The sequence below is a fragment of the Actinoplanes nipponensis genome (genome assembly GCF_016862275.1).
In the GTDB taxonomy this organism is placed as follows: Bacteria; Actinomycetota; Actinomycetes; order Mycobacteriales; family Micromonosporaceae; genus Actinoplanes; species Actinoplanes nipponensis.
Genome location: NZ_BOMQ01000014.1, coordinates 33954 through 57055 on the forward strand (window position 1 = coordinate 33954; position 23102 = coordinate 57055).

Annotated in this window: 28 protein-coding genes; 16 read left to right on the forward strand and 12 right to left on the reverse strand. The window is 73.1% G+C overall.

Annotated elements, in window-relative coordinates; genetic code table 11:
- Positions 1-45: 45 nt before the first annotated feature.
- The gene (locus Ani05nite_RS05430) at positions 46-1044 is read left to right on the forward strand and encodes a S1C family serine protease (RefSeq protein ID WP_203765693.1); all 999 of its coding nucleotides are present in this window, start codon (positions 46-48) and stop codon (positions 1042-1044) included.
- Here the strand turns inward: Ani05nite_RS05430 and Ani05nite_RS05435 are convergent.
- Positions 1041-1613 carry a DUF3000 domain-containing protein gene (locus Ani05nite_RS05435; protein ID WP_203765695.1) on the reverse strand — a complete coding sequence of 191 codons (573 nt, stop codon included), beginning with the start codon at positions 1611-1613 and terminating at the stop codon, positions 1041-1043. The two genes, Ani05nite_RS05430 and Ani05nite_RS05435, sit on opposite strands and share 4 nt — an antisense overlap.
- Positions 1614-1699: 86 nt before the next feature.
- Between Ani05nite_RS05435 and hemE the strand changes: the two genes are divergently transcribed.
- The 3 genes from hemE (at position 1700) to hemQ (ending at position 5033) form a co-directional block, all read left to right on the forward strand.
- A complete protein-coding gene (hemE, locus tag Ani05nite_RS05440) occupies positions 1700-2728 on the forward strand; it encodes a uroporphyrinogen decarboxylase (protein ID WP_307836690.1) in 1029 nt (342 codons plus the stop codon).
- Between the two features lie 114 nt (positions 2729-2842).
- Entirely contained in the window at positions 2843-4240 is a 1398-nt protein-coding gene (hemG, locus tag Ani05nite_RS05445) for a protoporphyrinogen oxidase (protein WP_203765697.1), read from the forward strand.
- An 85-nt stretch (positions 4241-4325) separates the two neighbouring features.
- On the forward strand, positions 4326-5033 hold the full coding sequence (hemQ, locus tag Ani05nite_RS05450; RefSeq protein ID WP_203765698.1) for a hydrogen peroxide-dependent heme synthase: 708 nt from the start codon (positions 4326-4328) through the stop codon (positions 5031-5033).
- On the opposite strand, the gene Ani05nite_RS05455 is transcribed toward hemQ, so the two are convergent.
- Positions 5030-5473 carry a GNAT family N-acetyltransferase gene (locus Ani05nite_RS05455; RefSeq protein WP_203765699.1) on the reverse strand — a complete coding sequence of 148 codons (444 nt, stop codon included), beginning with the start codon at positions 5471-5473 and terminating at the stop codon, positions 5030-5032. The two genes, hemQ and Ani05nite_RS05455, sit on opposite strands and share 4 nt — an antisense overlap.
- A 76-nt stretch (positions 5474-5549) precedes the next feature.
- On the opposite strand from Ani05nite_RS05455, the gene Ani05nite_RS05460 reads away from it, so the two are divergent.
- The 6 genes from Ani05nite_RS05460 (at position 5550) to Ani05nite_RS05485 (ending at position 8436) form a co-directional block, all read left to right on the forward strand.
- Complete coding sequence (locus tag Ani05nite_RS05460; RefSeq protein WP_203765700.1) at positions 5550-5825, forward strand: isoamylase early set domain-containing protein; 276 nt, start codon at positions 5550-5552, stop codon at positions 5823-5825.
- 70 nt (positions 5826-5895) lie between these two features.
- The gene (gene wrbA / locus Ani05nite_RS05465) at positions 5896-6504 is read left to right on the forward strand and encodes an NAD(P)H:quinone oxidoreductase (protein WP_377882031.1); all 609 of its coding nucleotides are present in this window, start codon (positions 5896-5898) and stop codon (positions 6502-6504) included.
- 49 nt (positions 6505-6553) lie between these two features.
- A complete protein-coding gene (locus Ani05nite_RS05470; protein ID WP_203765703.1) occupies positions 6554-6763 on the forward strand; it encodes a DUF397 domain-containing protein in 210 nt (69 codons plus the stop codon).
- 73 nt (positions 6764-6836) lie between these two features.
- Positions 6837-7091: a hypothetical protein gene (locus Ani05nite_RS05475; RefSeq protein WP_203765705.1), complete on the forward strand. Its 255-nt coding sequence runs from the start codon at positions 6837-6839 to the stop codon at positions 7089-7091.
- 65 nt (positions 7092-7156) lie between these two features.
- Positions 7157-7954 (forward strand): thymidylate synthase, encoded by a 798-nt coding sequence (locus Ani05nite_RS05480; RefSeq protein ID WP_203765707.1) that lies wholly within the window; start codon positions 7157-7159, stop codon positions 7952-7954.
- Entirely contained in the window at positions 7951-8436 is a 486-nt protein-coding gene (locus Ani05nite_RS05485) for a dihydrofolate reductase (RefSeq protein WP_203765709.1), read from the forward strand. The genes Ani05nite_RS05480 and Ani05nite_RS05485 overlap by 4 nt, the downstream gene beginning before the upstream one ends.
- Here Ani05nite_RS05485 and msrB read toward each other — a convergent pair.
- Positions 8417-8821 carry a peptide-methionine (R)-S-oxide reductase MsrB gene (msrB, locus tag Ani05nite_RS05490; RefSeq protein WP_203765710.1) on the reverse strand — a complete coding sequence of 135 codons (405 nt, stop codon included), beginning with the start codon at positions 8819-8821 and terminating at the stop codon, positions 8417-8419. The two genes, Ani05nite_RS05485 and msrB, sit on opposite strands and share 20 nt — an antisense overlap.
- A 76-nt stretch (positions 8822-8897) precedes the next feature.
- Here msrB and Ani05nite_RS05495 point away from each other — a divergent pair, with 76 nt between their 5' ends.
- The 3 genes from Ani05nite_RS05495 to ligD all read left to right on the forward strand — a co-directional run bounded on the left by Ani05nite_RS05495 (position 8898) and on the right by ligD (position 11144).
- Positions 8898-9386 carry a PH domain-containing protein gene (locus Ani05nite_RS05495; protein WP_203765711.1) on the forward strand — a complete coding sequence of 163 codons (489 nt, stop codon included), beginning with the start codon at positions 8898-8900 and terminating at the stop codon, positions 9384-9386.
- Between the two features lie 112 nt (positions 9387-9498).
- Positions 9499-10035, forward strand: a complete 537-nt coding sequence (locus Ani05nite_RS05500; RefSeq protein WP_239129326.1) for an LPXTG cell wall anchor domain-containing protein — start codon at positions 9499-9501, stop codon at positions 10033-10035.
- 86 nt (positions 10036-10121) lie between these two features.
- Entirely contained in the window at positions 10122-11144 is a 1023-nt protein-coding gene (gene ligD, locus Ani05nite_RS05505) for a non-homologous end-joining DNA ligase (protein ID WP_203765713.1), read from the forward strand.
- A gap of 12 nt (positions 11145-11156) precedes the next feature.
- On the opposite strand, the gene Ani05nite_RS05510 is transcribed toward ligD, so the two are convergent.
- A complete protein-coding gene (locus Ani05nite_RS05510) occupies positions 11157-11657 on the reverse strand; it encodes a GNAT family N-acetyltransferase (RefSeq protein ID WP_203765714.1) in 501 nt (166 codons plus the stop codon).
- Positions 11658-11722: 65 nt separating this feature from the next.
- Between Ani05nite_RS05510 and Ani05nite_RS05515 the strand changes: the two genes are divergently transcribed.
- Positions 11723-12175 carry a potassium channel family protein gene (locus Ani05nite_RS05515; protein WP_203765715.1) on the forward strand — a complete coding sequence of 151 codons (453 nt, stop codon included), beginning with the start codon at positions 11723-11725 and terminating at the stop codon, positions 12173-12175.
- Here Ani05nite_RS05515 and Ani05nite_RS05520 read toward each other — a convergent pair.
- The gene (locus Ani05nite_RS05520; RefSeq protein WP_239129338.1) at positions 12129-13700 is read right to left on the reverse strand and encodes an alpha/beta hydrolase; all 1572 of its coding nucleotides are present in this window, start codon (positions 13698-13700) and stop codon (positions 12129-12131) included. The two genes, Ani05nite_RS05515 and Ani05nite_RS05520, sit on opposite strands and share 47 nt — an antisense overlap.
- Positions 13701-13766: 66 nt before the next feature.
- Positions 13767-14834, reverse strand: coding sequence for an ATP-dependent DNA ligase (locus Ani05nite_RS05525; protein WP_203765717.1), 1068 nt, complete (start codon positions 14832-14834; stop codon positions 13767-13769).
- Between the two features lie 91 nt (positions 14835-14925).
- On the opposite strand from Ani05nite_RS05525, the gene Ani05nite_RS05530 reads away from it, so the two are divergent.
- The gene (locus Ani05nite_RS05530) at positions 14926-15876 is read left to right on the forward strand and encodes an SDR family NAD(P)-dependent oxidoreductase (protein WP_239129340.1); all 951 of its coding nucleotides are present in this window, start codon (positions 14926-14928) and stop codon (positions 15874-15876) included.
- A 37-nt stretch (positions 15877-15913) separates the two neighbouring features.
- On the opposite strand, the gene Ani05nite_RS05535 is transcribed toward Ani05nite_RS05530, so the two are convergent.
- From Ani05nite_RS05535 to Ani05nite_RS05555, 5 genes are all read right to left on the reverse strand, one after another.
- Positions 15914-16291 (reverse strand): DUF3037 domain-containing protein, encoded by a 378-nt coding sequence (locus Ani05nite_RS05535; RefSeq protein ID WP_203765719.1) that lies wholly within the window; start codon positions 16289-16291, stop codon positions 15914-15916.
- Positions 16288-17034 (reverse strand): HipA family kinase, encoded by a 747-nt coding sequence (locus Ani05nite_RS05540; protein WP_203765721.1) that lies wholly within the window; start codon positions 17032-17034, stop codon positions 16288-16290. Before Ani05nite_RS05540 ends, Ani05nite_RS05535 begins: the two co-directional genes overlap by 4 nt.
- 49 nt (positions 17035-17083) lie before the next feature.
- Positions 17084-17635 (reverse strand): ATP-binding transcription factor AbmR, encoded by a 552-nt coding sequence (abmR, locus tag Ani05nite_RS05545; RefSeq protein ID WP_203765723.1) that lies wholly within the window; start codon positions 17633-17635, stop codon positions 17084-17086.
- 74 nt (positions 17636-17709) lie between these two features.
- On the reverse strand, positions 17710-19206 hold the full coding sequence (locus tag Ani05nite_RS05550; RefSeq protein WP_203765724.1) for a deoxyguanosinetriphosphate triphosphohydrolase family protein: 1497 nt from the start codon (positions 19204-19206) through the stop codon (positions 17710-17712).
- A 23-nt stretch (positions 19207-19229) separates the two neighbouring features.
- Entirely contained in the window at positions 19230-19748 is a 519-nt protein-coding gene (locus Ani05nite_RS05555; protein WP_377882034.1) for an LURP-one-related family protein, read from the reverse strand.
- 178 nt (positions 19749-19926) lie between these two features.
- Here Ani05nite_RS05555 and Ani05nite_RS05560 point away from each other — a divergent pair, with 178 nt between their 5' ends.
- Positions 19927-21060 carry an MBL fold metallo-hydrolase gene (locus tag Ani05nite_RS05560; protein WP_203765726.1) on the forward strand — a complete coding sequence of 378 codons (1134 nt, stop codon included), beginning with the start codon at positions 19927-19929 and terminating at the stop codon, positions 21058-21060.
- Between the two features lie 86 nt (positions 21061-21146).
- Here the strand turns inward: Ani05nite_RS05560 and Ani05nite_RS05565 are convergent, their stop codons facing one another.
- Positions 21147-22544: a hypothetical protein gene (locus Ani05nite_RS05565; RefSeq protein ID WP_203765727.1), complete on the reverse strand. Its 1398-nt coding sequence runs from the start codon at positions 22542-22544 to the stop codon at positions 21147-21149.
- Between the last annotated feature and the right edge of the window lie 558 nt (positions 22545-23102).

Here is a 23102-nt window from a genome sequence, read left to right on the forward strand (position 1 = left end):
TCCGTACTAGAGGTCGGAGCGTCGATACCGGGAGGCCCGCGCCGCATGACGACCGCCTACGACCCCTTCGGGGTGCCGGGCCCGCGCCGGGCGCCGCGGGACCCGCTGCTGAGCCTGCCCGACCACCCCTCGGGCGAGTGGGCCACGGCGCCCCGGCCCGCGCCCCGGTTCGGCCATCCGCGCCCGGCGAGCCAGTTCGGGACGCCCTACCTGCCCTCGCCGGCCGGCGCCGCCGCGTACCCCGTGGTGGCCGATCCGGCGACCGAGCCGGCCGTGCTCAACGGCCGCGGCCGCAGCCGGCTGGCCACGATGGCGCTCGTGCTGGTGCTGGTGCTCGTGGCCGGCTGGCAGGCGTGGCGGCTGGACCGGGTGGACAGCCGGCTCGGCACCAGCGCCGACCAGCTCACCGCCGCCCTGCAGCGGCAGGATCAGCTCACCGAGCGGGCCGACCGGCTGGAGCAGAAGCTCGCCGCGGTCTTCGACCCCGAGGCGATCTCGTCGTCGGTGCTGCCGAGCGTCTTCCGGGTCCGGGCCGGCAACTTCACCGGTACGGCGTTCTCGGTCGGCGACAAGGCCGGCGAGGACCAGGCCAACCTGCTGACCAACTTCCACGTGGTCGAGTCGGTCTGGAAGTCGGGCGCCCGCAAGGTCTTCCTGGAACGCGGCGAGGACGAGGTGTCCGCGACCATCGTCAAGGTCAGCAAGGGCAAGGACCTGGCGCTGCTGCGGGCCGACCGCAAGATCACCGGACTGGACGTCGCGCCGGCCACGGTCAAGCCGGGTCAGCAGGTGGTGGTGGTCGGCGCGCCGCTCGGGCTGGAGGACACCGTGACGACCGGGGTGGTCAGCGCGTACCGGCCGAACGACGCGGAGGGGCCGACGATCCAGTTCTCCGCCCCGATCAATCCCGGCAACTCCGGCGGGCCGGTGGTCAACAGCGCCGACGAGGTGATCGGGCTGGCGACGGCGAAGGCCCGCGACGCCGAGGGCATCGGCCTGGCCGTGCCGATCAAGGTCGCCTGCGACACCTTCAAAGTCTGCTAGTTCGCCCCGGCGCGCTGGCGGTTGCCGAGGGCGGTCACGCCCGGCGGGGGCAGGCCGGCCGTGGAGGCGAGCATCGTGCACCAGCCCTGCAGGTGTGCGCCGAGGTCGTCGGAGGTGGGCGTCCAGGACGCGCGGATCTCCAGGTCGGCCGTCGGGGCCGGGCCGGCCAGCTCGCCGAAGCGGGTCGACGTGGTCTGCGTGATCGTGCCGCCGATCGCCGTGTACGCCGCCGCGTGCTGCTCCAGCCCGTCGGTGAGCCAGGTCCAGGCCACCGCGGGCAACAGCGGGTCGCCGGCCATGTCCGATTCCAGCTCCGCCGTGATCAGCGTGACCAGCCGCAGGTTGCCCTGCCAGGCGTCGTGCCCGGCCGGGTCGTGCAGCAGGATCAGCCGGCCGCTGGCCACCTCCTCGCCGTCGCGCAGCACGGTCGCGCTCAGGGCGAAGCCCCACGGCGCCAGCCGCTGCGGCGCGGCGATCTCCTCGAGCAGGATCTCCTCGCGCGGCGCGGCGGCCCGCAGCCCGGTGACGGCGCGGGTGAACGCCTCGGGTGCGGCGGACGTGGGACCCATGCCTCGAAGCCTATGCCGATCACTGCGATACCGGCCCGCGCGGCGCGCCGCACGGATCGACTCACTCACGTGGCACGATGTCGCGGGTGACCACGACTCTCCACGATTCGGCGTTCGTCCGGGCGTGCCGCGGCCTGCCGGTGCCGCACACGCCCGTCTGGTTCATGCGCCAGGCGGGCCGCTCGCTGCCCGAGTACCGCAAGATCCGCGCCGGGGTCGGCATGCTGGAATCGTGCCGCCGGCCGGACCTGGTCACCGAGATCACCCTGCAGCCGGTACGCCGGCACGGCGTCGACGCCGCGATCCTGTTCAGCGACATCGTGGTGCCGCTGGCGGCGGCCGGCGTCGACCTGGACATCGTGGCCGGCACCGGGCCGGTGGTGGCCGAGCCCGTCCGTACGGCCGCCGACGTGGCCCGGCTGCGCGCGCTGGAGCCGGCCGACGTGGGCTACGTCGACGAGGCGGTGCGCCTGCTGGTGCCCGAGCTCGGCCCGGTACCGCTGATCGGCTTCGCCGGTGCCCCGTTCACCCTGGCCAGCTACCTGATCGAGGGCGGGCCGTCGCGGACGTACCTGCGAACCAAGGCCATGATGTACGGAGACCCGGACCTCTGGCACTCGCTGCTGTCCCGGCTGGCCGACATCACGCTGGCCTTCCTGCGGGTCCAGGTCGGCGCCGGGGTCAGCGCGGTCCAGCTCTTCGACTCGTGGGCGGGCGCGCTCTCCGAGGCCGACTACCGCCGCTACGTGCTGCCGCACTCGGCGCGGGTGCTCGGCGGGCTGGCCGACGCGGGGGTGCCGCGGATCCACTTCGGGGTCGGCACGGCGGTCCTGCTGCGCGCGATGGGCGAGGCCGGGGCGGACGTGGTGGGCGTGGACTGGCGTACCCCGCTGACCGAAGCGACGACGCTGATCGGCGCGGACAAGGCGGTGCAGGGCAACCTCGACCCGGCCGTGCTGTTCGCGCCGTGGGAGGTCGTGGAGCGCGAGGCGCGGCGGGTGCTGGCCGAGGGCGCGGCGGCCCCGGGTCACGTGTTCAACCTCGGCCACGGCGTGATGCCGGAGACCGACCCGGACGTCCTCACCCGCCTGGTCGAGGTCGTGCACGGCGGCTGAGGGCCGTTGGACCCTGTCCGGCGGGCCCCGGCGTCGGCCAGGGTGGCTGCCGTGCCTGTCACATCGAACGACCCCGGTGGCCGCGGAGCATCGCGACCTGACAATGTTGGTGGCGTGCGGAAGCGGGTCGCGGTTGTCGGCGGGGGTGTCGCCGGGCTGGCCGCCGCCGTGCGGATCCGCGACCGGGCGCCGGCGGAGACCGAGATCATCATCTACGAGCAGTCCGGGCGGCTCGGCGGCAAGCTGCGCACCGGCGAGCTGGCCGGGGCCACCGTCGAGCGCGGCGCCGAGTCCTTCCTGGTCGGCGGGCCCGACGGCGGGGAGTCCGCGGCGGTGCGGTTCGTGCGCCGGCTGGGGCTGGGCGACCGGCTCGTGCACCCGGCCGCGATTCCGGCCGCGCTGGCGATCGGCGGGGTGCTGGAGCCGGTGCCCAAGGGCACGCTGGTCGGCGTACCCGGGGATCTGAGCTCGCTCGGCACGGTCGCGCGGCCGGCCGCTGGCGCCGACGCCGACGAGGGCCGCCCGCTGCTGGCGCCGGGCGCCGATGTCGCGGTGGGCGCGCTGGTCCGGGCCCGCTACGGCGACGAGATAGCCGACCGGCTGGTCGATCCCATGCTCGGCGGCGTGTACGCCGGCCGCGCCGACCGGCTCTCGCTGGCCACCACCATGCCCGCGCTGGCCCACGCCGCGCGCACCGAGCACACCCTGGCCGGCGCCGTCCGGGCCGCCCAGGCCGCCGCCGTGCGGGCGCCGGGCCGCCCGGTCTTCGGGGCTGTCGACGGCGGCATGACCCAGCTCGTCGCCGCCGCCGCGGCCGCCACCGGCGCCCGGATCAGCCTCGGGCTGCCGGTGCGGGAGATCGCCCGGACGCCGCACGGCTGGCGGCTGCTGCTCGGCCCGGTCCCGGCGCCGCAGACCGACGACGTCGACGCGGTCGTGCTGGCCGTGCCCGCCCGGCCGGCCGCCCGGATGCTCGCCGGGGTGGACCTGTCCGCCGCCGCCGAGGTGGAGGCGCTCGACTATGCCGGCGTCGCGCTGGTCGCCCTGGCGCTGCCGCCCGGCACGCCGCTGCCCGAGCTGTCCGGGTTCCTGGTCCCGCCGAGCGAGGGCACGCTGGTCAAGGCGGCCACGTTCTTCACGCACAAGTGGCCACACCTGCGCCGCGAGGGCGGTCCGGTGATCATCCGGGCGTCGCTCGGGCGGGCCGGCGAGGAGCAGCGGCTCCAGCCGCCCGATCAGGTCCTCGCCGCGACCGCGCACGCCGAGGTGGGCCGGTTGCTCGGCGGCGAGCTGCCGCCGCCGGTGGAGTCGTGGGTGCAACGCTGGGGTGGCGGGCTGCCGCAGTACGCCCCCGGGCACCTCGACCGGGTGGCCCTGGCCCGGGCCGCGCTCGGCGACCGTCCGGGCCTGGCGCTGGCCGGCGCCGCGTACGACGGGGTGGGCATTCCGGCCTGCGTGGCCAGCGGCGAGAGGGCCGCCGACGATGTTCTGAAATACCTGGACGAGCAATGACCGCCTGCACCGAGCAGCACCGAGCGAGAGATGCCGACGGCCGTGAGTGCGAGGGCCGGAAGGGCATTGCAGAGGAGGCACAGCAATGACCGATCAGTCGCAGACCAATGCCGCGCGGGTCAAGGAGCTGAACGCGACGATCCGCTACACCATGTGGTCGGTCTTCAAGGTCGTGACGCCGCTGCCGGCGCTGCGCGAGGACCTGGCGGGTGAGGTCGACGCGTTGTTCGAGCAGTTGCTGGGCAAGGACGTCGTGGTGCGGGGCACGTACGACGTGGCCGGCCTGCGCGCCGACGCCGACGTCATGGTGTGGTGGCACTCGGAGTCGCCGGACGCGCTGCAGGAGGCGTACGGGCTGTTCCGCCGGACCGCGCTGGGCCGGCACCTGGCGCCGGTCTGGTCCCAGATGGCGCTGCACCGCCCGGCCGAGTTCAACAAGAGCCACCTGCCGGCGTTCCTGGCCGGCGAGGAGGCGCGCCCGTACATCTGCGTGTACCCGTTCGTCCGGTCCTACGAGTGGTACCTGCTGCCCGACGAGGAGCGGCGGTTCATGCTGGCCGAGCACGGCAAGATGGCCCGGGGCTATCCGGACGTGCGGGCCAACACGGTGGCCTCGTTCGCCCTCGGCGACTACGAGTGGATGCTGGCGTTCGAGGCCGACGAGCTGCACCGCATCGTCGACCTGATGCGTGACCTGCGCGCCTCCAGCGCCCGCCGGCACGTGCGCGAGGAGGTGCCGTTCTACACCGGGCGCCGCCGTTCGGTCACCGAGCTGGTCGCCGCGCTGCCCTAGGACCTCCTCATGGGTACGTGGGGGATGCCGTCCTCCACGTACCCCGGTCCCGCCTCGGCGTAGCCGAACCGCCGGTAGAAGCCGGTCAGGTGGGCCTGCGCCGCCAGCGTGCTCGGCCGGTTGCCGATGACCTCCAGCGCGTGGGCCATCAGCCGGCTCGCGTAGCCGCCCGCGCGCGCCGCCGCCGCGGTCACCACGCGGCCGATCCGCTCGGTGCCGCCCTCGTCGAGGATCCGCAGGTAGGCGAGGATCTCGTCGCCCCGGGCCAGCCACACGTGGCGGGTGCCGGGCTCGTCGTCGCGCCCGTCCAGCTCCGGGTACGGGCACTTCTGCTCCACCACGAACACGTCGACGCGCAGCTTGAGGAGCGCGTACAGGGTGGTGGCGTCGAGGTCGCGGAACGACGCCACCCGGATCTCTTCGCGGGGCTCCGGATGCATGAGTGAGATTTTAGGCGTCACCAGAACGCACCCTCGGGCGTTGGTGCAGGAGGAGCCGCGCACTCTGGAGGCGAAAATGATCAAGCGGAGCAAGCTCTTCGGCAACAAGACCCGGGTGACCTTCTGCCTGCCCAAGGACGCCCCGGACGGGCCGGTGAGCGTGGTGGGCACGTTCAACGACTGGGAGCCGGGGCTGCACGAGCTCAAGGACCGGCGGGACGGCACCCGGACCGTCACCGTACGGCTGGACCCGGGCCACTACCGCTTCCGCTACCTGGCCAGTGACGGGGTCTGGCTGGACGACGAGCACGCCGACGCGGTCGGTCCGCACGGCAGCGAGCTGTTGCTCTGACGTTTCGTTCGCCTGCGCGCGGGCAAGTCTTCGGGAATAGTTGACGTGACAAACAACTACCGAAGGGACCATCGTGGCTAACGTGAAGCTCGCGGTCGTGTACTACTCCTCGACCGGCACGATCCACGGCATGGCGGAGCGGATCGCCCAGGCCGGGGAGAAGGCGGGAGCGGAGGTGCGGTTGCGCCAGGTGGCCGAGCTCGCGCCGGAGGAGGCGATCGCCTCGAACGCGGCGTGGAGCCAGCACTTCGACCGCACCAAGAACGAGCCCCGGGCCACCGCCGACGACATCGTCTGGGCGGACGCGGTGCTGTTCGGCACCCCGACCCGGTACGGCAACGTGGCCAGCCAGCTCAAGCAGTTCATCGACACCCTGGGCCCGCAGTGGGGGCAGGGCCTGCTGGCCGACAAGGCGTACGCCGGCTTCACCGCCTCGATGACCGCGCACGGCGGCCAGGAGTCGACGCTGCTCGCGCTCTACAACACGATGTACCACTTCGGCGGCATCGTGGTGGCTCCCGGTTACACGGACCCGCTGAAGTTCGCCGACGGCAACCCGTACGGCGTCTCGCACGTCACCGGCGGCAACAACGACGCCCCGCTGACCGACGTCGACAACGCGGCGCTGGACCACCTCGCCCAGCGGATCGTCAAGGTCGCCGGCAAGCTCAAGTCCTGATCGGGTTACTTCTCTTGACCCACGGCCGTGACTTGGCACACTGTCACGCGTGGTGAAAAAGTTCGAGGCTGACCTGACCAACGCCGTGTGGCGCCGCAGCGGCGGGGTCCAGACGGAGGCCGCCGTCGAGGTGGCACTGCTCGACGGCGGCGTCGCCGTCCGCGACTCCCGTAAGCCGGACGGCGACGTGTTGTTCTTCACGCCCGACGAGTGGGATGCCTTCGTCGGCGGCGCCAAGGACGGCGAGTTCGACCTGTAGCTTGAGAAGGCGGACATACGGCGGTTTCCGGATATCAACCTGAAAAGGGTTCATATCTGGGTAGCCTGCCGGTATGACCACTCACGAGAGTTCTGACCTGCTGAAAAAGGTGGAGCGGTACGAGGCTGCCGTGAAGGAGCTCGAAGCCGCCCACGAGGACGTCAAGGACGTGCTCATCGAGGCCATCCTGTTCGCCCGGTGGCAGCAGCTCGGCGCCCCGCTCGGCTTCGCCGCGGTCGACCCGACCCAGCAGCGCGAGGAGCCGAACCGCGACCTCCAGCAACTCAACCAGCAGATCTCGGCGATGAGCGAGTCCTGGGCGCACTGATCTTCGGCCGGCGCCGCCCGGGGTCGTGAGAGCCCCGGGCGCCCGCAGGCGCTAGCGTGGCGGCCATGGTCGACACCCAGTACGAAGAGCTGCTGCGCCGGGTTCTCGAGACCGGCACCCCGAAGGCGGACCGCACCGGCACCGGGACGGTCAGCCTCTTCGGCGAGCGACTGCGCTACGACCTCGCCCGGGGCTTCCCGCTGATCACCACCAAGCGGGTGCACTTCAAGTCGATCGCGGTCGAGCTGCTCTGGTTCCTGCGCGGCGACAGCAACACCCGGTGGCTGCGCGAGCACGGCGTGACCATCTGGGACGAGTGGGCCGACGCCGACGGCGAACTCGGTCCCGTCTACGGCAAGCAGTGGCGGTCCTGGCCCACCCCCGACGGCGGCCACGTCGACCAGATCACCGAGCTGCTGAGCACGCTGCGCCGCGACCCCGACTCCCGCCGCATGATCGTCTCGGCCTGGAACGTCGCCCAGCTGCCCGAGATGGCCCTCGCGCCGTGCCACGCGATGTTCCAGTTCCACGTGGCCGACGGCCGGCTCTCCTGCCAGCTCTACCAGCGCAGCGCGGACATGTTCCTGGGCGTGCCGTTCAACATCGCCAGCTACGCGCTGCTGACGCAGATGATCGCGGCGCAGACCGGCCTGGTCCCCGGCGACTTCATCTGGGTGGGCGGCGACTGTCACATCTACGCCAACCACGTCGAGCAGGTCCGCGAGCAGCTCAGCCGGCCGGCGTACCCGTTCCCGACGGTGGAGATCGCCCCGGCCGACTCGCTCTTCGACTACACCTACGAGCACTTCTCGGTGGTCGGCTACCAGCACCACCCCGCGCTGCGGGCGCCGGTCGCGGTATGACCATCCACCTGATCTGGGCCGAGGCCCGCGGCGGGGTGATCGGCGCGGACGGCGGCATCCCGTGGCGCGTGCCGGGGGAGCAGCAGATTTTCCGGGAGCGGACGATGGGTGGGACCGTGGTGATGGGCCGGGCCACCTGGGAGTCGCTGCCGGAGCGCGTCCGGCCGCTGCCGGGCCGGCGCAACGTGGTGCTGACCCGGCGACCGGGCTGGTCCGCCGCCGGCGCCGAGGTCTGCGGCTCGGTCGACGAGCTGCTGCGGGCGCACGACGACTTCTGGGTGATGGGCGGGGCGGCGGTCTACGCCGCGCTGCTGCCGTACGCCGGCCACATCGTGCGGACCCGCATCGACCTGGCCGTCGAGGGCGACACCTTCGCCCCCCGGCTCGGGCCGGAGTGGCGGCTCGCCGCCGGTGCCGACACCCGGACGTCGGACACCGGCGTGCAATACACGGTCGAGGAGCTTATTTCGGGTCCAGCCTGATCGACAGGCTGTTCACGCAGTGCCGGGTGTTCTTCGGCGTCATCATCTCGCCCTTGAACACGTGGCCCAGGTGGCTGCCGCAGCGGGCGCACTGGATCTCGGTGCGGACCATGCCGAGGCTGCGGTCCTCGATCTCCTTGATCGCTCCGGGGATGGCGTCGTCGAAGGACGGCCAGCCGCAGTGCGAGTCGAACTTGGTGTCGCTCGGGTAGAGGTCGGCGCCGCAGGCCCGGCACTGGTACATGCCCTCGGTCTTGGTGTCGACGTACTCGCCGCGCCAGGCCGGCTCGGTGGCGCCCTGGCGCAGCACCCGGAACTCGTCGGGGCTCAGGCGGACCCGCCACTCGTCTTCGGTGGTGGGCAGGGTGGTCTTGTCGGATGCCATGCCTCAAAGGTACGTCGCCACGGCCGGGGCGCACCGCGAGTGCGCCGGTCGCCCGGCGCCCGTCCGTTGACCGGTCATGGACGCAGCACGATTCAGCCCGACCTGGCAGCAGGCCCTGGCCCGTGGCATGTACCTCGGGGTGCTGGGCGCGGTGATGGGAGTGTCGGCCGGCCTGCTGGCCGCGCTGGTGGCCCACTCCTGGACGGCGGCGGCCGCCCCGCCTTCGTGGGTGTGGGCGCTGCTGGCGTTCGGTCCGCCGCTGGCGGGCGGGCTGGGCGGGGTGCTGCTGCGGCCCCGCCTGGGTACCGAGATCGACGCCGGTGGCATCCGCACCGTGACGCCGTTCGGGGCGGGGGTCCAGCCGTGGAGCCGGGTGGTGGACCTGCGGGCCGAGCGGCGCGGGGCCCGCACCGTGGTCTCGGTCTACCTGGAGTCCGGCGCCAGCGTGCAGTTGCGGGCGCCGTACAGCGGGGAGTTGTTCGCCGCGGACCCGCAGTTCGAGCTGAAGGTCTTCGCGCTGTCGCACCTGTGGCGCAGTCACCGGTTCGGTGGCGTGCCGAGCTGAATCACCTTTTCGATGCCGACTCGCCGGCGTGGCAATACCAACATTTCGGTCATTAGCCGCTAAGCTCCCAGCGGACCAAGATGGACCTACCGCAACAGAACGGATGCCCTTCATGAGTTTGACGCGCCGGTTGGCCGCTGGACTGCCCGCGGCCGGCGTCACCGTCCTCGCCGCACTGGCCCTCACCGGGTCCCCGGCCGCCGCGACGGGCGACGAGTCCGCCGCTCGCGCCAAGCAGCCCGCCGTGATGACCACGCCGTGCTCGGAAGTTCAGCGCGGCGACAAGTGCGACTACGGCTACGGCAACGAGACGCCCGACAACAACGGCTCCACGCCGGACGACAACGGCGCCACGCCGGACGACAACGGCGCCGGGCCCACCCGCGGCAACGGCGGCTACGGCGGGGAGAGCCCGACCCCGTCGCCGAGCCCGTCGACGCCGGCCGCCAGCGTCGACACCGTGCCGCCGGGCGGCGAGAGCCCGGCGACCTCCCCGTCGCCGTCGGCGAGCACCCCGGGCGGGGTCAGCGCGGGCGGCACGCTCCCGCTGACCGGCGCGCCGATGGGGCTCACCATGGGCCTCGGTGGCCTGATGGTCGCCGCCGGCGCGGCCGCCGTGTTCTACACGCGGCGCCGTCGCAGCGCCTGAGCGACACCACTGCGAAAGGCCGTCCCCGGATCCTCGGGGGCGGCCTTCGCCGTCCGGCGACCCGCGGCCTGTCCTAGAGTCGTCGCATGGCATCCAAGTCACCGGCCGTCGAGGTCGAGGTCGCCGGTCGCCCGGTGCGGCTGAGCAGCCCCGACAAGGTCTGCTTCCCGCAGCCGGGCTACACCAAGCGGGACGTCTTCGAGTACTACCTGGCGGTCGGCGACGGCATCATGCGCGCCCTCGACCACCGGCCGACGACCCTCCAGCGCTTCCCCGACGGCATCGAGGGGGAGATGTTCTTCCAGAAGCGGATCTCCACCCGCGGCGTGCCGCCGTGGGTCGAGAGCGCCACCATCACCTTCCCCAGCGGGCGTACCGCCGACGAGCTGTGCCCGGCCGACCTGGCCCACGTGGCCTGGGCCGCGCAGATGGGCACGATCGTCTTCCACCCCTGGCCGGTCCGGGCGGCCGCTCCCGACCAGCCCGACGAGCTGCGCATCGACCTCGACCCGCAGCCCGGCACCGACTTCCGCGACGTGGTGACCACGGCCGGGGTGGTGCACGAGGTGCTGGACGAGCTCGGCTGGACCGGCTACCCGAAGACCTCGGGCGGGCGCGGCGTGCACGTGTACGTGCGGATCGCGCCGGCGCACTCCTTCGTGGAGGTGCGGCGGGCGGCGATCGCCCTGGCCCGGGAGGTGGAACGGCGCAGCCCCGACCGGATCACCACCGCGTGGTGGAAGGAGGAGCGAGGCGAGCGCGTCTTCCTGGACTACAACCAGACGGCCCGGGACCGGACGATCGCGTGCGCGTACTCCCTGCGGGCCAACGCCCGGGCCACCGTGTCCACGCCGGTCACCTGGGCCGAGCTGCCCGACGTCGAGCCGGACGACTTCGACCTGCGCACGGTGCCGCCGCGGTTCGCGAAGATCGGCGACCCGCACGCGGCGATCGACGACGTCGCCCACGACATCGCGCCGCTGCTGGAGTGGTCGGCCCGCGACGAGAGGGCGGGCCTGGGCGACCTGCCGTACCCGCCGGACCATCCGAAGATGCCGGGCGAGCCGCCGCGCGTGCAGCCCAGCCGCAAGAACGAGGCGAACTGGTGAAGCGGCCGCCGGTCACAGCCCGATCTTGAAGCCCTCGTGCGAGGCGGCGAAGCCCAGCGACGTGTAGAAGCGGTGCGCGTCGGCGCGGCGCTTGTCCGTGGTGAGCTGGGCCAGGCCGCAGCCGCGCTCCCGGGCCCGCGCCAGCGACCACAGCATCATCTCCCGGCCGATGCCGTGCCCCCGCCGGTCGCCGCGGACGCGGACCGCCTCGATGGTCATCCGCTCGGCGCCGCGGCGGCTCAGCGACGGGATGAAGGTGAGCTGGCAGGTGCCGACCACCGCGCCGCCGGCGTCCGCGACGATCAGCTCGTTGCGCGGGTCGGCGTCGATGGCCTCGAAGGCCGCCCACAGCGCCGCGTCCACGGCCTCCGGAGTGAGCGCGCCGGCGGTCGGGTCGTCCGGCCCCGGCGACGGGCCGGCGGCCCGGGAGCGGGCGATCTCGTCGTCGTCGAGCAGGGCGAGGATCGCGGGGACGTCGGCGCGGGTCGCGCGGCGGAAGATCACCTGGGCCACGCGGCCATCCTGACACGCCCGACGGGCTGAGCCGCCGGCTGGTGCCCGCAGGGCACGATGACCCGATGCGACTGCTGCTGACCCCGGCGCGGTGGGTCTACCGCGGGCTGATCTGGCTCGCCAACTCGCCGCGGACGTTGATCCTGTCCTATCTGCTGCTCATCGCGGCGTGCAGCGTGCTCTACCACTTCTTCGAGAAGGTGGCCTACGGCGACGCGGTGTGGTGGGCCGTGGTCACCGCCTCGACCGTGGGCTACGGCGACATCTCGCCCAAGACGGGTGAGGGCCGGTTCATGGCCGCCCTGCTCATCTCGATCATGGTGCTGATCGTCGTCCCGCTCATCACGGCGCACTTCGCCAGCAAGCTCATCGTCGACCACGACGCCTTCAAGCACGAGGAGCAGGAGGAGCTCAAGAACAACCTGCGCCACGTGCGGCGCCTGCTGGAGGACCTGGCCGAGCGGGAGGGCATCACTGCGGAGGACAGCGCAGTCCCTGCTTCGGCACCTGCAGATTGAGCAGGTAGCCGTCGACCGCGTTCACGATGCACTTGGTGCTCGGATATGCGGTGTGGCCCTCACCCTCCCAGGTGAGCACCTGACCGGTGCCCAGCATCCGGGCCAGCTCGGCGGTGTTCTCGTACGGCGTCGCCGGGTCGCCCGTCGTGCCGACCACCACGATCGGCGGCGCGCCGGTGGCCGGGCCGGTCGGGTACGGGTCGCGGGCGCCCGGCCAGAACGTGCACGGCAGCATGCCCATGGCCAGCGGCGCGCCGAACAGCGGGTACTTCTTGCGCCACTCGCCCTGCAGCTGACGGACCTTCTCCACGCTCGGCGCGCCGGTGGTGTCCGCGCAGTTGACCGCGAGGTTGGCGTCGAACAGATTGGAGTAGCTGCCGTCCGGCTTGCGGTCGGCGTACTGGTCGGCCAGCTCGAAGATGCCGTCCGCGTCGCCGGTCCGCAGGTCGTCGACCGCCTTGGCGAGCTGCTGCCAGCCCGACTCGGTGTACAGCGAGGAGATCACCGCCACGAAGATCCAGCCGGCGGTGGCCTCGCGGCCGTCGGACCCCTCGACCGGAGACGCCTCGGCCTTGGCCAGCGCGTCGGTCACCGCCCCGCGGGCGTCCGGGGCGATCGGGCACTTGCCCGCGTTGGCCTTGCACCAGGTGGTGAAGTTGGTGAACGCCCGCTCGAAGCCCTTGGCCTGCGACTCGGAGCCGGCCACGAAGTCCTGCTCGGGGTTGATCGCGCCGTCGAGCACCAGCGCCCGGATCTTGTCGGGGAACAGCTGGGCGTACGTCGCGCCGAGCAGGGTGCCGTAGGAGAAGCCCAGGTAGGTCGTCTTCTGGTCGCCGACGGCGGTGCGGATCGCGTCCATGTCGCGGGCGGCCTGCTCGGTGGAGAACAGCGGCAGCTGGGCGCCGTACTTGCGGCCGCAGCCCTCGGCCACGCGCTTGTTGAGCGCGACCACTTCCTGGAACTCGGCGTCGGACTCCGGATCCGGCGTCGCGGCGAAGGTGGCGTCCTGGTCCTTGTCGCTGATGCACTTGACCGGGTCGGAGCGCCCGACGCCGCGCGGGTCGAAGCCGACGATGTCGAACCGGTCGGTGACCTCGGTCGGCAGCCCGCCCAGGGCCTGGCCGAAGGAGAGGTAGACGGCCGTGTCGATGCCCGAGCCACCGGGGCCGCCGGGGTTGATCAGCAGCGAGCCGATCCGGTCCTTCTGGGTCGCCGAGCGGATGCGGATCATCTCGACGTCGTACGTCTCGCCCGTCTGCGGCGCGGCCCAGTTGCGGGGCACGGCCACCGAGGCGCAGTCGTAGGTCATGCCGGACGCGGCCCGCCCCACCAGGCCCCGCGGTACGTCGGGACAGGCCGTCCACTGCGCCTGCGTGCCGGGCACCGCGGGCGGCGCCTTGCTGCCGCCGACTGCCGGGGCGGCCCCGTCGGAATCGTCGGGAGCGAAGACCGGCAGCGTGCAACCGGCGGTCGCGACGACCGCAGCGACCAGTGCGGCCAGGACCAGGCGGGGGGTACGCGGCACAGTGCGCGGCCTTTCTCGATCGGCTCTTGCTCGCACGAGGCTAGCCGAGAAGTCTGACAACCTGGCTCAGCGGCTCGTCAGCACGTCCGCCAGCTGGAACCGCACCGGCCGCTCCAACTGCTGGTACGTGCACGAGCGCGGCTCACGGTCCGGCCGCCACCGCTCGAACTGGGCCGTGTGCCGGAACCGCAGGCCCTCCATGTAGTCGTAGCGGACCTCGACCACCCGCTCCGGGCGCAGCGGCACGAACGACAGGTCCTTGCCGTTGTTCCAGCGGCTGACCTCGTTCTTGCGCGGGGTGCGCTCGCCCTGCTCGTGCGCCGCCCAGTTCCACGGGTGCCCCTCGAACGTGGTGACCAGGTGCTGCAGCTCGGTGAAGAGCTCCTCGCGGACCGCCATCGGGAACGAGCCGATGACGCCGACCGAGACCAGCACGTCGCGCTCGTCGTACAGGCCGAGCAGCAGCGAGCCGATCCGGTTGTCGGCGGACTTGTGCACGCGGTAGCCGGCGACGACGCAGTCCGCCGTACGCTTGTGTTTGATCTTGCTCATCACCCGCTTGTCGGGCTCGTAGCCCAGGTCCTTGCCCTTGGCGATGAGCCCGTCCAGGCCGGCCCCCTCGAACTCGGCGAACCACCGCCGGGCCGTGTCCAGGTCGTCGGTGGCCGGGGTGACGTGGACCGGCGGTTTCGCGTCGGCCAGGCACCGCTCGAGGCGGGCCCGGCGCTCGGCGAACGGCAGCGTGGTCAGGTCCTCGTCGCCCAGCGCCAGCAGGTCGAAGGCCACGAAGCCGGCCGGGGTCTGCTCGGCGAGCAGCTTGACCCGGCTCGCGGCGGGATGGATCCGCTGCTGGAGGGCCTCGAAGTCGAGGGTGTTGCGCCCGGTGTCGGCCACGATGATCTCCCCGTCGATCACCGCGCGCTCCGGGAAGTTGGCCAGCACCGCCTCGACCACCTCGGGGAAGTAGCGGGTCATCGGCTTCTCGTTGCGGCTGCCGATCTCCACCTCGGCGCCGTCGCGGAAGATGATCGACCGGAAGCCGTCCCACTTGGGTTCGTAGAGCTGTCCGGCGGGGATCTCCGCGACGGGCTTGGCCAGCATCGGCTTCACGGGCGGGTTGATCGGCAGGTCCATCGGCCCAGTCTCCCCGTTCGGGCCGGGAAAGGAAGCCCGGACGCACCGGTTGAACACGTTCAGCGGGCGGCGCGGGGGGTAAAGGTGGGCCATGACCTCACGTGTGGTGGTGCTGACCGGTGCGTCCAGCGGGATCGGCCGGGCCGCCGCCCTGGCCTTCGCCGAACGCGGCGACCGGCTGGTGCTGGCCGCGCGGGGCCTGGCCGACCTGGAGAAGGTGGCGGCGCGCTGCGGCGGGAGCCCGCTGGTGGTGCCCACCGACATCGGTGTCCGGGCCGAGGTCGAGGACCTCGCCGACGCGGCGGTGGAACGGTTCGGCCGCATCGACGTGTGGGCGGACTCCGCGGCGGTGATGGCGTACGGCCGGTTCGAGGACGTGCCGCCGGACGTCTTCGACAAGGTGGTGACCACCGACCTGCTCGGCTCCGCCAACGTGGCCCGGGCGGCGTTGCGGGTGTTCCGCCGCCAGGGCCAGGGCACCCTGATCCTGTCCAGCTCGCTGCTCGGGCACATCACCGCGCCGTACATGTCGGCCTACGTGACCTCGAAGTGGGGCCTGCGCGGCCTGGCCCGGACGCTGCGGCAGGAGACCCGGGACGCGCCCGGCATCCACGTCTGCCAGCTCGTGCCCGGCAGCGTGGACACGCCCATCTACACCAGCGCGGCCAACTACGCCGGGTTAGTGGGCCGCCCGCCGCCGCCGGTGGACAGCGCCGCGCGGATGGGCGCCGGCATCGTCCGGCTGGCCGACCGCCCGCGCCGGGAGCTGTCGGTGGGCGCGGCCAACCGGTTGACCGAGTTCGGCTTCAAGGCCCTGCCGCCGGTCTACGACGCGCTGGTCGGGCCGATGATGGGCCGGCTGGGCCTGAGCCGGCGCCGGGTCGCCCCGGACACCGGCAACGTCTTCCGGGCCGCCGCCCGGGTGGAGGGCGGACCGGCCCGGTGGGGACGCCTGCCGGTGGCGGCCCTCGCTGCGACGGCTACCGTGCTGGCCTCGAGCACGGTGGCCGCGGGGGTACGGCGGTTCCGGCGCGGGTCCTGAGCCGTACCCGCGACCGGGGGTCGCGGTGCGGCCCGCCCTACCGGACGAGCAGCTCGACCAGCCGGTCCAGTTCGGCGGCCGGGTCCGCCGCCAGCCCCATGTGCACCGGCCCGGCCTGCAGTACGGTGCTGCGCGGGGCCACCAGCCAGCGGAACCGTTCGCCCGGCTTCATCTCCCGGGCCGCGCCGCCGTCGGCTCCGCCGGCGCAGGTGACCTCCCAGGACTGCAGGGACGCCCGGATGCCGTCCAGGTCGGCGTTCGGGTCCAGGGCCAGCAGCCGCGGCTCGTGCAGGTGGGTGCGGGCGGCCAGGAAGCCCAGGCGCTGGCAGTAGAGCAGCACGCCGACGTTGATCAGCTCACCGCGTTCGACCCGGGGGACCGCGCGGATGACCGCGTACTCGTACGGGACCCTCATGCCGGCAGCCAGGCCGTCGGCTCGGCGGCGCGCGCCGTCAGGTGGCCGAGGTAGGCCCGGCGGGCCTCGCCGGGGGAGGCGAAGTCGAACTCGGCCAGCCACTCGTCCGGCACCAGCGCGATGACCTCCTCCAGCAGCGCCGGCGTGAGCTGGGCGGCCAGCTCCGGGCCGGCGGTGGCCAGGGCGGTCGCGTACGGCCGCAGCACGTGGTCGTCCCACCTGTAGGCCCGGCGCACCACGGCGGCCGCCCGGGGCCAGTTGTGGTGGAAGTAGAGCGTCGCACCGTGGTCGATGAGCCACAGGCCGGCGTGCCAGATCAGCAGGTTCGGGTTGCGCCAGCTGCGGTCCACGTTCTCCACGTACGCGTCGAAGGCCAGCGTGCGCGAGGCCAGCTCGGCGTCGACCGGGTGGGCCACCGGGTCGTAGCCCAGCGCGCCCGGCAGGTAGTCCATCCCGAGGTTGGCGCCGGCGCTGGCCTTGATCAGCTCCTGCACCTCCTCGTCGGGCTCGGCCCGCGCGACGACCGGGTCCAGCTCGGCCACCACCAGCTCCGGCACGGGCAGGCCGAGCCGCCGGGCCAGCTCGCCGGAGATGACCTCGGCGACCAGCGCCTTGGGGCCCTGGCCGGCGCCGCGGAACTTCACCACGTACGTGCCGAGGTTGTCGGCCTCGACGATGCCGGGCAGCGAGCCGCCCTCACGCAGCGGGGTGACGTAGCGGGTGGCGGTGACCTGGGACAGCACGCCGCTCACCCTAATGCGTGCGGCTGCCGGGCCACCCGGGCCCGGCGTCTCAGGCGGCGTTCGGGCCGCGGCGGCGCAGGTCCTCGACCTTGGTCATGGCGTCGCGCAGGTCGGTCAGCCAGTCCTCGGTGTGCTCCCCGACGAGCTTGACGCACCAGGCCAGCGCCTCGGAGCGGCTGCGGGCCACCCCGGCGTCGACCAGGGTGTCGAGCACCAGCCGCTCGCTCTGCCGCAGCCGGGTCATCACCGGCGCGGAGAGGTGGGTGAACAGCTCCTGGGTGTCGCCGCAGCGCACGCCCCAGCTGACCTTGCGCTGGTAGCGGTGCTCGACCTGGAGGGCGACCTTGATCCGGCCGTCCCGGGTGTCCTCGCGGAACTGGTGGATCCGGCCGGCCTGGGCGGCCGACCGGTCGGCGTCGGTGGCGTCGGCGCCCAGCTCGGGCGCGGGCACCCGGCCCCAGATGATGATCTCGTCCCGGTCGGTGACGACCTGCGGCGGTTCGGTGAACCAGCCGTCGGGGACGGCGCCGGTGATCCAGGCGGCGGCGTCATCGGCGGAGGGTGGCTCGGTACGGGCCCCGGAGGGCGGACGGAAGCGCATGAAAACCTCCAACTGAAGCGATGATTACATGCTTACACCGTTTCACCGCTTGCACCAGGAAGTCGGTTCAGCTCTCAGAGGACAAAGGCGTCGGTCCAGAGCTGACGCGTACGGCCGGAGAGCGCGTCCATCAGCGCCACCGCCTGACTGTCGGTCAGCGCCGCCACGTAGTCGATCACCGCGCGTCCGCGGGCCCGGTAGATCCGGTCCGGGGTGCCCTCCGGCAGCTCCGCCTCGGCCAGTTCCACCAGGTCGCGGATGCGCCGGGGGAGCCGCTCGGTCTCGTCCGGGTCGGCCAGCCAGGACAGCAGCGCCTCCACCAGCGAGCCCACCAGCCGGGCCTGGCCCCGCTGGTGCAGGGCCAGGTCGGGACGGGCCAGCACGAACCTGTTCTGCACGAACTTGAGCACCTGCACCTCGTGCCACTGGGCCGGGGCCAGCAGCACGTGACCCGAGCGCACCGCCGGGTTCTCGGTCACCTCGATCGACTCGACCAGGCGCCGGGTCCAGTTCGCCGAGAACGCCGCCACCTGGGCCTCCGCGTCCAGCGAGCCGTCGAAGGGCGCGGCCAGCAGGCCGTCCACCAGCTCCGCGCGCACCTGCTCGACCGCGGCGGCGAACGCGTCGTCGTCGCTGATCCAGCTGTCCTTGCGGTGCAGCTGGCGGCGCAGCGCCTCGATCGAGCTGCCCGGGCGGCGCTGCGCGTGGGCCAGCTCCTCGTCCGGGACGGCGGCGAAGGAGGAACGCTGCCACGCGCTCAGCTCCGCCGCCACCGAACCCTGCTGCAGCACGCCGACCCGGTGCACGTCCTCGAGGTCGTGGATCGCGTACGCGATGTCGTCGGCGGTGTCCATCACCGAGGCCTCGGCGGTCTGCTGCCAGTCGGCCACCCGCCCGGCGAACGGCAGGCGGGCCTGCACCATGTCCTCGACCTCGGTCGAGTACGCCCCGAACTTCAGCGAGCCGCCGTCCGGGTCGTCCGGCGGGGCGGCCGCACCGCGCGGCGGCGGCTCCATGAGCCGGGGATGCGGGGCCGGATGGGTACGGCGGGTCCACGGGTACTTGAGGATCGCCGCGCGGGTCGCCGCCGTCAGGTTCAACCCGATGGTGGCCTGCCCGCGGATCTCCGTACTGGTGACGATCCGGTACGACTGGGCGTTGCCCTCGAAGCCGTCCCGCAGGCCCAGCCGCTGCCGGGCGAGCTGGTCCAGCACCCGCTCACCGAGGTGACCGAACGGCGGATGCCCCAGGTCGTGGGCCAGCGCGGCGGCCTCCACCACGTCCGGGTCGCAGCCGCCCAGCTTCTCCAGCAGGTCGGCGTAGCGGGTGTCCGCCGCCAGGCGCTCCGCGATCGCCCGGCCCACCTGGGCCACCTTCAGGCTGTGGGTGAGCCGGTTGTGCACCAGCAGCCCGACCCCGCCGGGGCTGATCACCTGGGTGACGCCGCCGAGCCGGGCGAAGAACGGCGAGCTGACGATCCGGTCCCGGTCCACCCGGTACGGGCTGGTGGCGAGGTCACCGGGGGCGACGAGACTGTCGCCGAAGAGGCGTCGGGCGCGTGGATCGTCCATGCGCCCGACGCTAATGCATGAGCTCAGCGGCTCTGGAGCGCGTCCAGGGCCACCGACATCGCGGCGACCAACCGGCGGTCCAGCTGCGGGTCGTGGATCGTGACGACGTACTTGTCGCGCAGGCCCCACTTCTTGACCACCGAGAACGCCGGACGGCCGTTCAGCAGGAACTCGAAGTGGTACGGCAGCCAGGACAGCGAGTCCACGAACCGGCGCAGGATCGCGACGGTCACGTTGGTCTCCCGGCCGATCATCTCGCCGTAGCCGGGCTGCTCCAGGTGCCACGTCGAGCGCAGCAGCGATTCCTTGAAATTCTTGCGGAACAGGCCGATAGGAGTACCGGTGGCGTCCGTGACGTCGTACGTGGCGCCCAGGTCGAGAACCTGACGGGCCTTGAAGCCCAGGACCGGGGTCGTCTTGGTGTCGTCGGTGTAGAGCGTCACCTGCTCCTTGAACGCCATCCGCTTCTGCTGGGCGAAGGCGAGCACGCCGGCCTCGGACCCGTCGGGCGCGGCGGCGTGGACCTCGTACTGGTTGACCATCAGGCGGAGCCGCTGGCGCACGATGAGCTGTTGCTGGTTCTGAAGGGTGTTGACAGTCACGGCGGCAGTGTGACACACCCCCGGTACCTGAGGAGATCCACAGCACGACGGTGGCGGTGAGCACCCGCGGGCGGTCAGACTTGGCAGCCGGGACAGAACTGACACGGAGGATGCGCGCATGGCGAAACAGGCAGACGGCCGGCGGGGACGGACCGGGGCGTACGTGGCCCTGGCACTGGGGGCCGCTGCGGCGTGGATCGGGCGTGACATCCCCGCGCAGATCGGCAGCCGCAAGATCGGCGCCCGGGCCGACGGCGAACGCGGCGAGCGGTACCGCCGCTCCGCCCAGTTCGCCGACGGCAAGTTCCGCAACACCGAGCCCGCCACGATGCTGGCGGCGAGCTCGATGCCGCGGGTCCTGGCGGCGACCCTCACCGACCGCGACCGCCGGCACCCCAGCCAGCCGATCCCGGTGCTGCGCCCCGAGACCGGCGGCGACCCGGCCGGGCTCTACGTCACCTGGTACGGCCACTCGTCCGCGCTGATCGAGATCGAGGGCCGCCGGGTCCTGCTCGACCCGGTGTGGAGCGAACGCTGCTCACCGTCCCGGCTGACCGGCCCCAAGCGCCTGCACGAACCGCCGATCGCGCTGCGCGAACTGCCGCCGCTCGACGCCGTGCTGATCTCCCACGACCACTACGACCACCTGGACATGGACTCGATCCGCAACCTGGTGGACCTGCAGGCCGCGCCGTTCCTGGTGCCGCTGGGCGTGGGCGCGCACCTGGAGCGCTGGGGCGTGCCGGCCACCCGGATCATCGAGCTGGACTGGGACGAGCGGGCCACGGTGGCCGGCATCGAGTTCACCGCGACCGCGGCCCGGCACTTCTCCGGCCGCGGCTTCACCCGCGACGAGACGCTCTGGTCGTCCTGGGTGATCGCGGGCCCGAACCGCAAGGCGTTCTACTCCGGGGACACCGGCTACTTCCCGGGCTTCGCCCGGATCGGCGAGGAGCACGGGCCGTTCGACGTGACGCTGGTGCAGATCGGCGCGTACGGCGACGCCTGGCCGGACATCCACATGTTCCCCGAGGACGGCGTGGCGACCCACGTGGACGTGCGCGGCGGCCTGATGATCCCGGTGCACTGGGGGACGTTCAACCTGGCCCTGCACGACTGGCCGGAGCCCGCGGACCGGGCGTGGCGGGAGGCGAAGGCGCGCGACGTACGGCTCGCGGTGCCGCGGCCGGGCGAGCGGGTGGATGTGGACAACCCGCCGGCCGTGGACGGCTGGTGGCAGGCGATCGCCTAGGTCTCCCCCGCTTCCCGGCCCTGCCTCCTCGGCCGGCTCGGCGTCCGGTAGCCGGCCCGACGCCGTGATCTCGGCGGGCGTACCGCCTAATCGACGTACCAGGAGCCGGCGGCGGCGCGGACGGTCCAGTCGCCGCCCGGCAGGGGGATCGTCAGGGCGATGTCGTCGGCGGTCGCCTCCAGGGCGGGCCGGCGGGTCAGGGTCAGGCCGTCCGGGGTGACGGTGAGCGGCGCGGCGCCGAGCGGCTCGGTCAGCTCGATGACAACGATGGTGCCCCGGCCGTCGCGCCGGGCATCGAGATGCACGACGGCGCGGTCGGGCCGGACGTCCACCAGGCGCAGCCGGGTGCCGGTGAAGTCCGGCTCGCCGAGCAGGCGTCCCGCGGAGCCGACAGTGATCCGGGCCGGCGCGGGTGGCGCCACGGCGCCGGCCGCTGCCGGCAGGTCGAGCGGCAGACCGCGGGCGACGTGCGCCAGGAATGCCCGGGCCAGCGGGTCCTCGGTCGCCGCCAGCGCGCGCAGCCGGCGCGCGGCGGCCCTGTCCCGCAGGGCGGCCGGGACCGGCCGGAAGAGCTCCGCGCCGCTGCCCCCACCGAGGGCGCCGGCCGCGGCCAGTTCCCAGCGGCGCAACCGGCCGGCGTGCCGCATCAGCCCCAGCTGCCCCATGATCGCCAGGTGCAGCCGGCTCAGCACGTCCACCGGACCCGCGGGCGGCGGCTCGACCTCCGAAAACGCCGCCGACTCGGGCCCGGGGGACCAGGTGAGCTGCGGGCCGGTCAGCCGTACGCCGTCGGCTTCGACGCTCACGTCGGCGGAGGTCACATCGACAGCCGGCGGGCCGGTCAGCCGGGCCGCGTCCCGGCCGGCGGGCGGGAACACGAAGGACGTGGCGGCGGGAGCGTGAAAGTCCAGAACCGGCGGCGGCGCGGTCCGGTCGGCGTACCGCCGGGTGGCCGCCACCAGCTCGAGGTGTGCGTCCATACTGCCCTCAACCGACCGCGCCGGAGATCGCCGGTCGTCCGGGCTGCTGGCCTCGATGCGCGCGGAGGCGATGAAGCCGCCCACGAAGTCGTAGTCGGCGCGGACCAGCTCCGCCGCCTCCCGGGTCAGCGGCTGCCGTACCGGAACGACCCGGCCGTCCGGCGCACCCACCGGCCGGCGATCGTCGCGCTCGGGACCCAGCAGCGCCTCGGCATCGAGGCCGAGACCGGCCAGGTGCCCGGCCATCCAGCACCGATGATCCGCCCCGGCCCCGAACCCCAGCCGCCGCCACACCGCCCGCGCCGCCGCCCGCCGGCTCCACAGGGGAGCGATCCCGGCGGACACGGCCGGCAGTAGATGGGTGGCCCACAGGTCGAACTGACCGATGAGGAACTCCCGGTCGAGCGTGCGGGGCCGGGCGGCAGCGGCGGCCGCCTCGGCGTAGGTCCGGTCCAGCAGCGAGCCGAGTGCGGCAGCCTCGTCGGTGCGTCCGGTCCAGATCATGCAGGCACTCTGTCAGGTACGCCACCGGCCGGCCAGTCACCAGACGGTCCGACATGCCCCGGTTTTTGCCTGCTCGGGAGGGTGGCCGGTCACTGAGCTGTCAGGAGGACGGCCGTCGCCGGTCCTGCTTCGACCGGGCGGTGGGGTTCGGTGGTTGCTGTCGGGTGACGGCGGTGGCGGATCCAGCGGGATGCCGTGATGCGGGGGCCGGCGCCGCATTTGGGCGTCGGAGGTTGGTCGTCTGTCCTCGCGGGTTTGGGGTCCGCTTGTGTTCGGTTTGTCCGAGCAGGCGGGGTGCGGGTTGTGCGCTCCGGCCCGCGCGTTACTTGTGCCTGTGCGGCTTGCGCGCCTGCGAGTTGCTTGTGCCGGTAGAGCGCGCGCGTTGTGGGCCCGCGAGTTGCTTGTGCCTGCGCAGCGTGCCCGCTCTGGCCCGTGAGTCGCTCTTGCCTGCCCGCCTTGCCCGCCCGCGCCGGCCCGCCCGCGCCGGCCCGCCCGCGTCGGCCCGCCCGCGTCGGCGCGCCCGCGCTGGCCCGCCCGCGTCGGCCCGCCCGCGTCGGC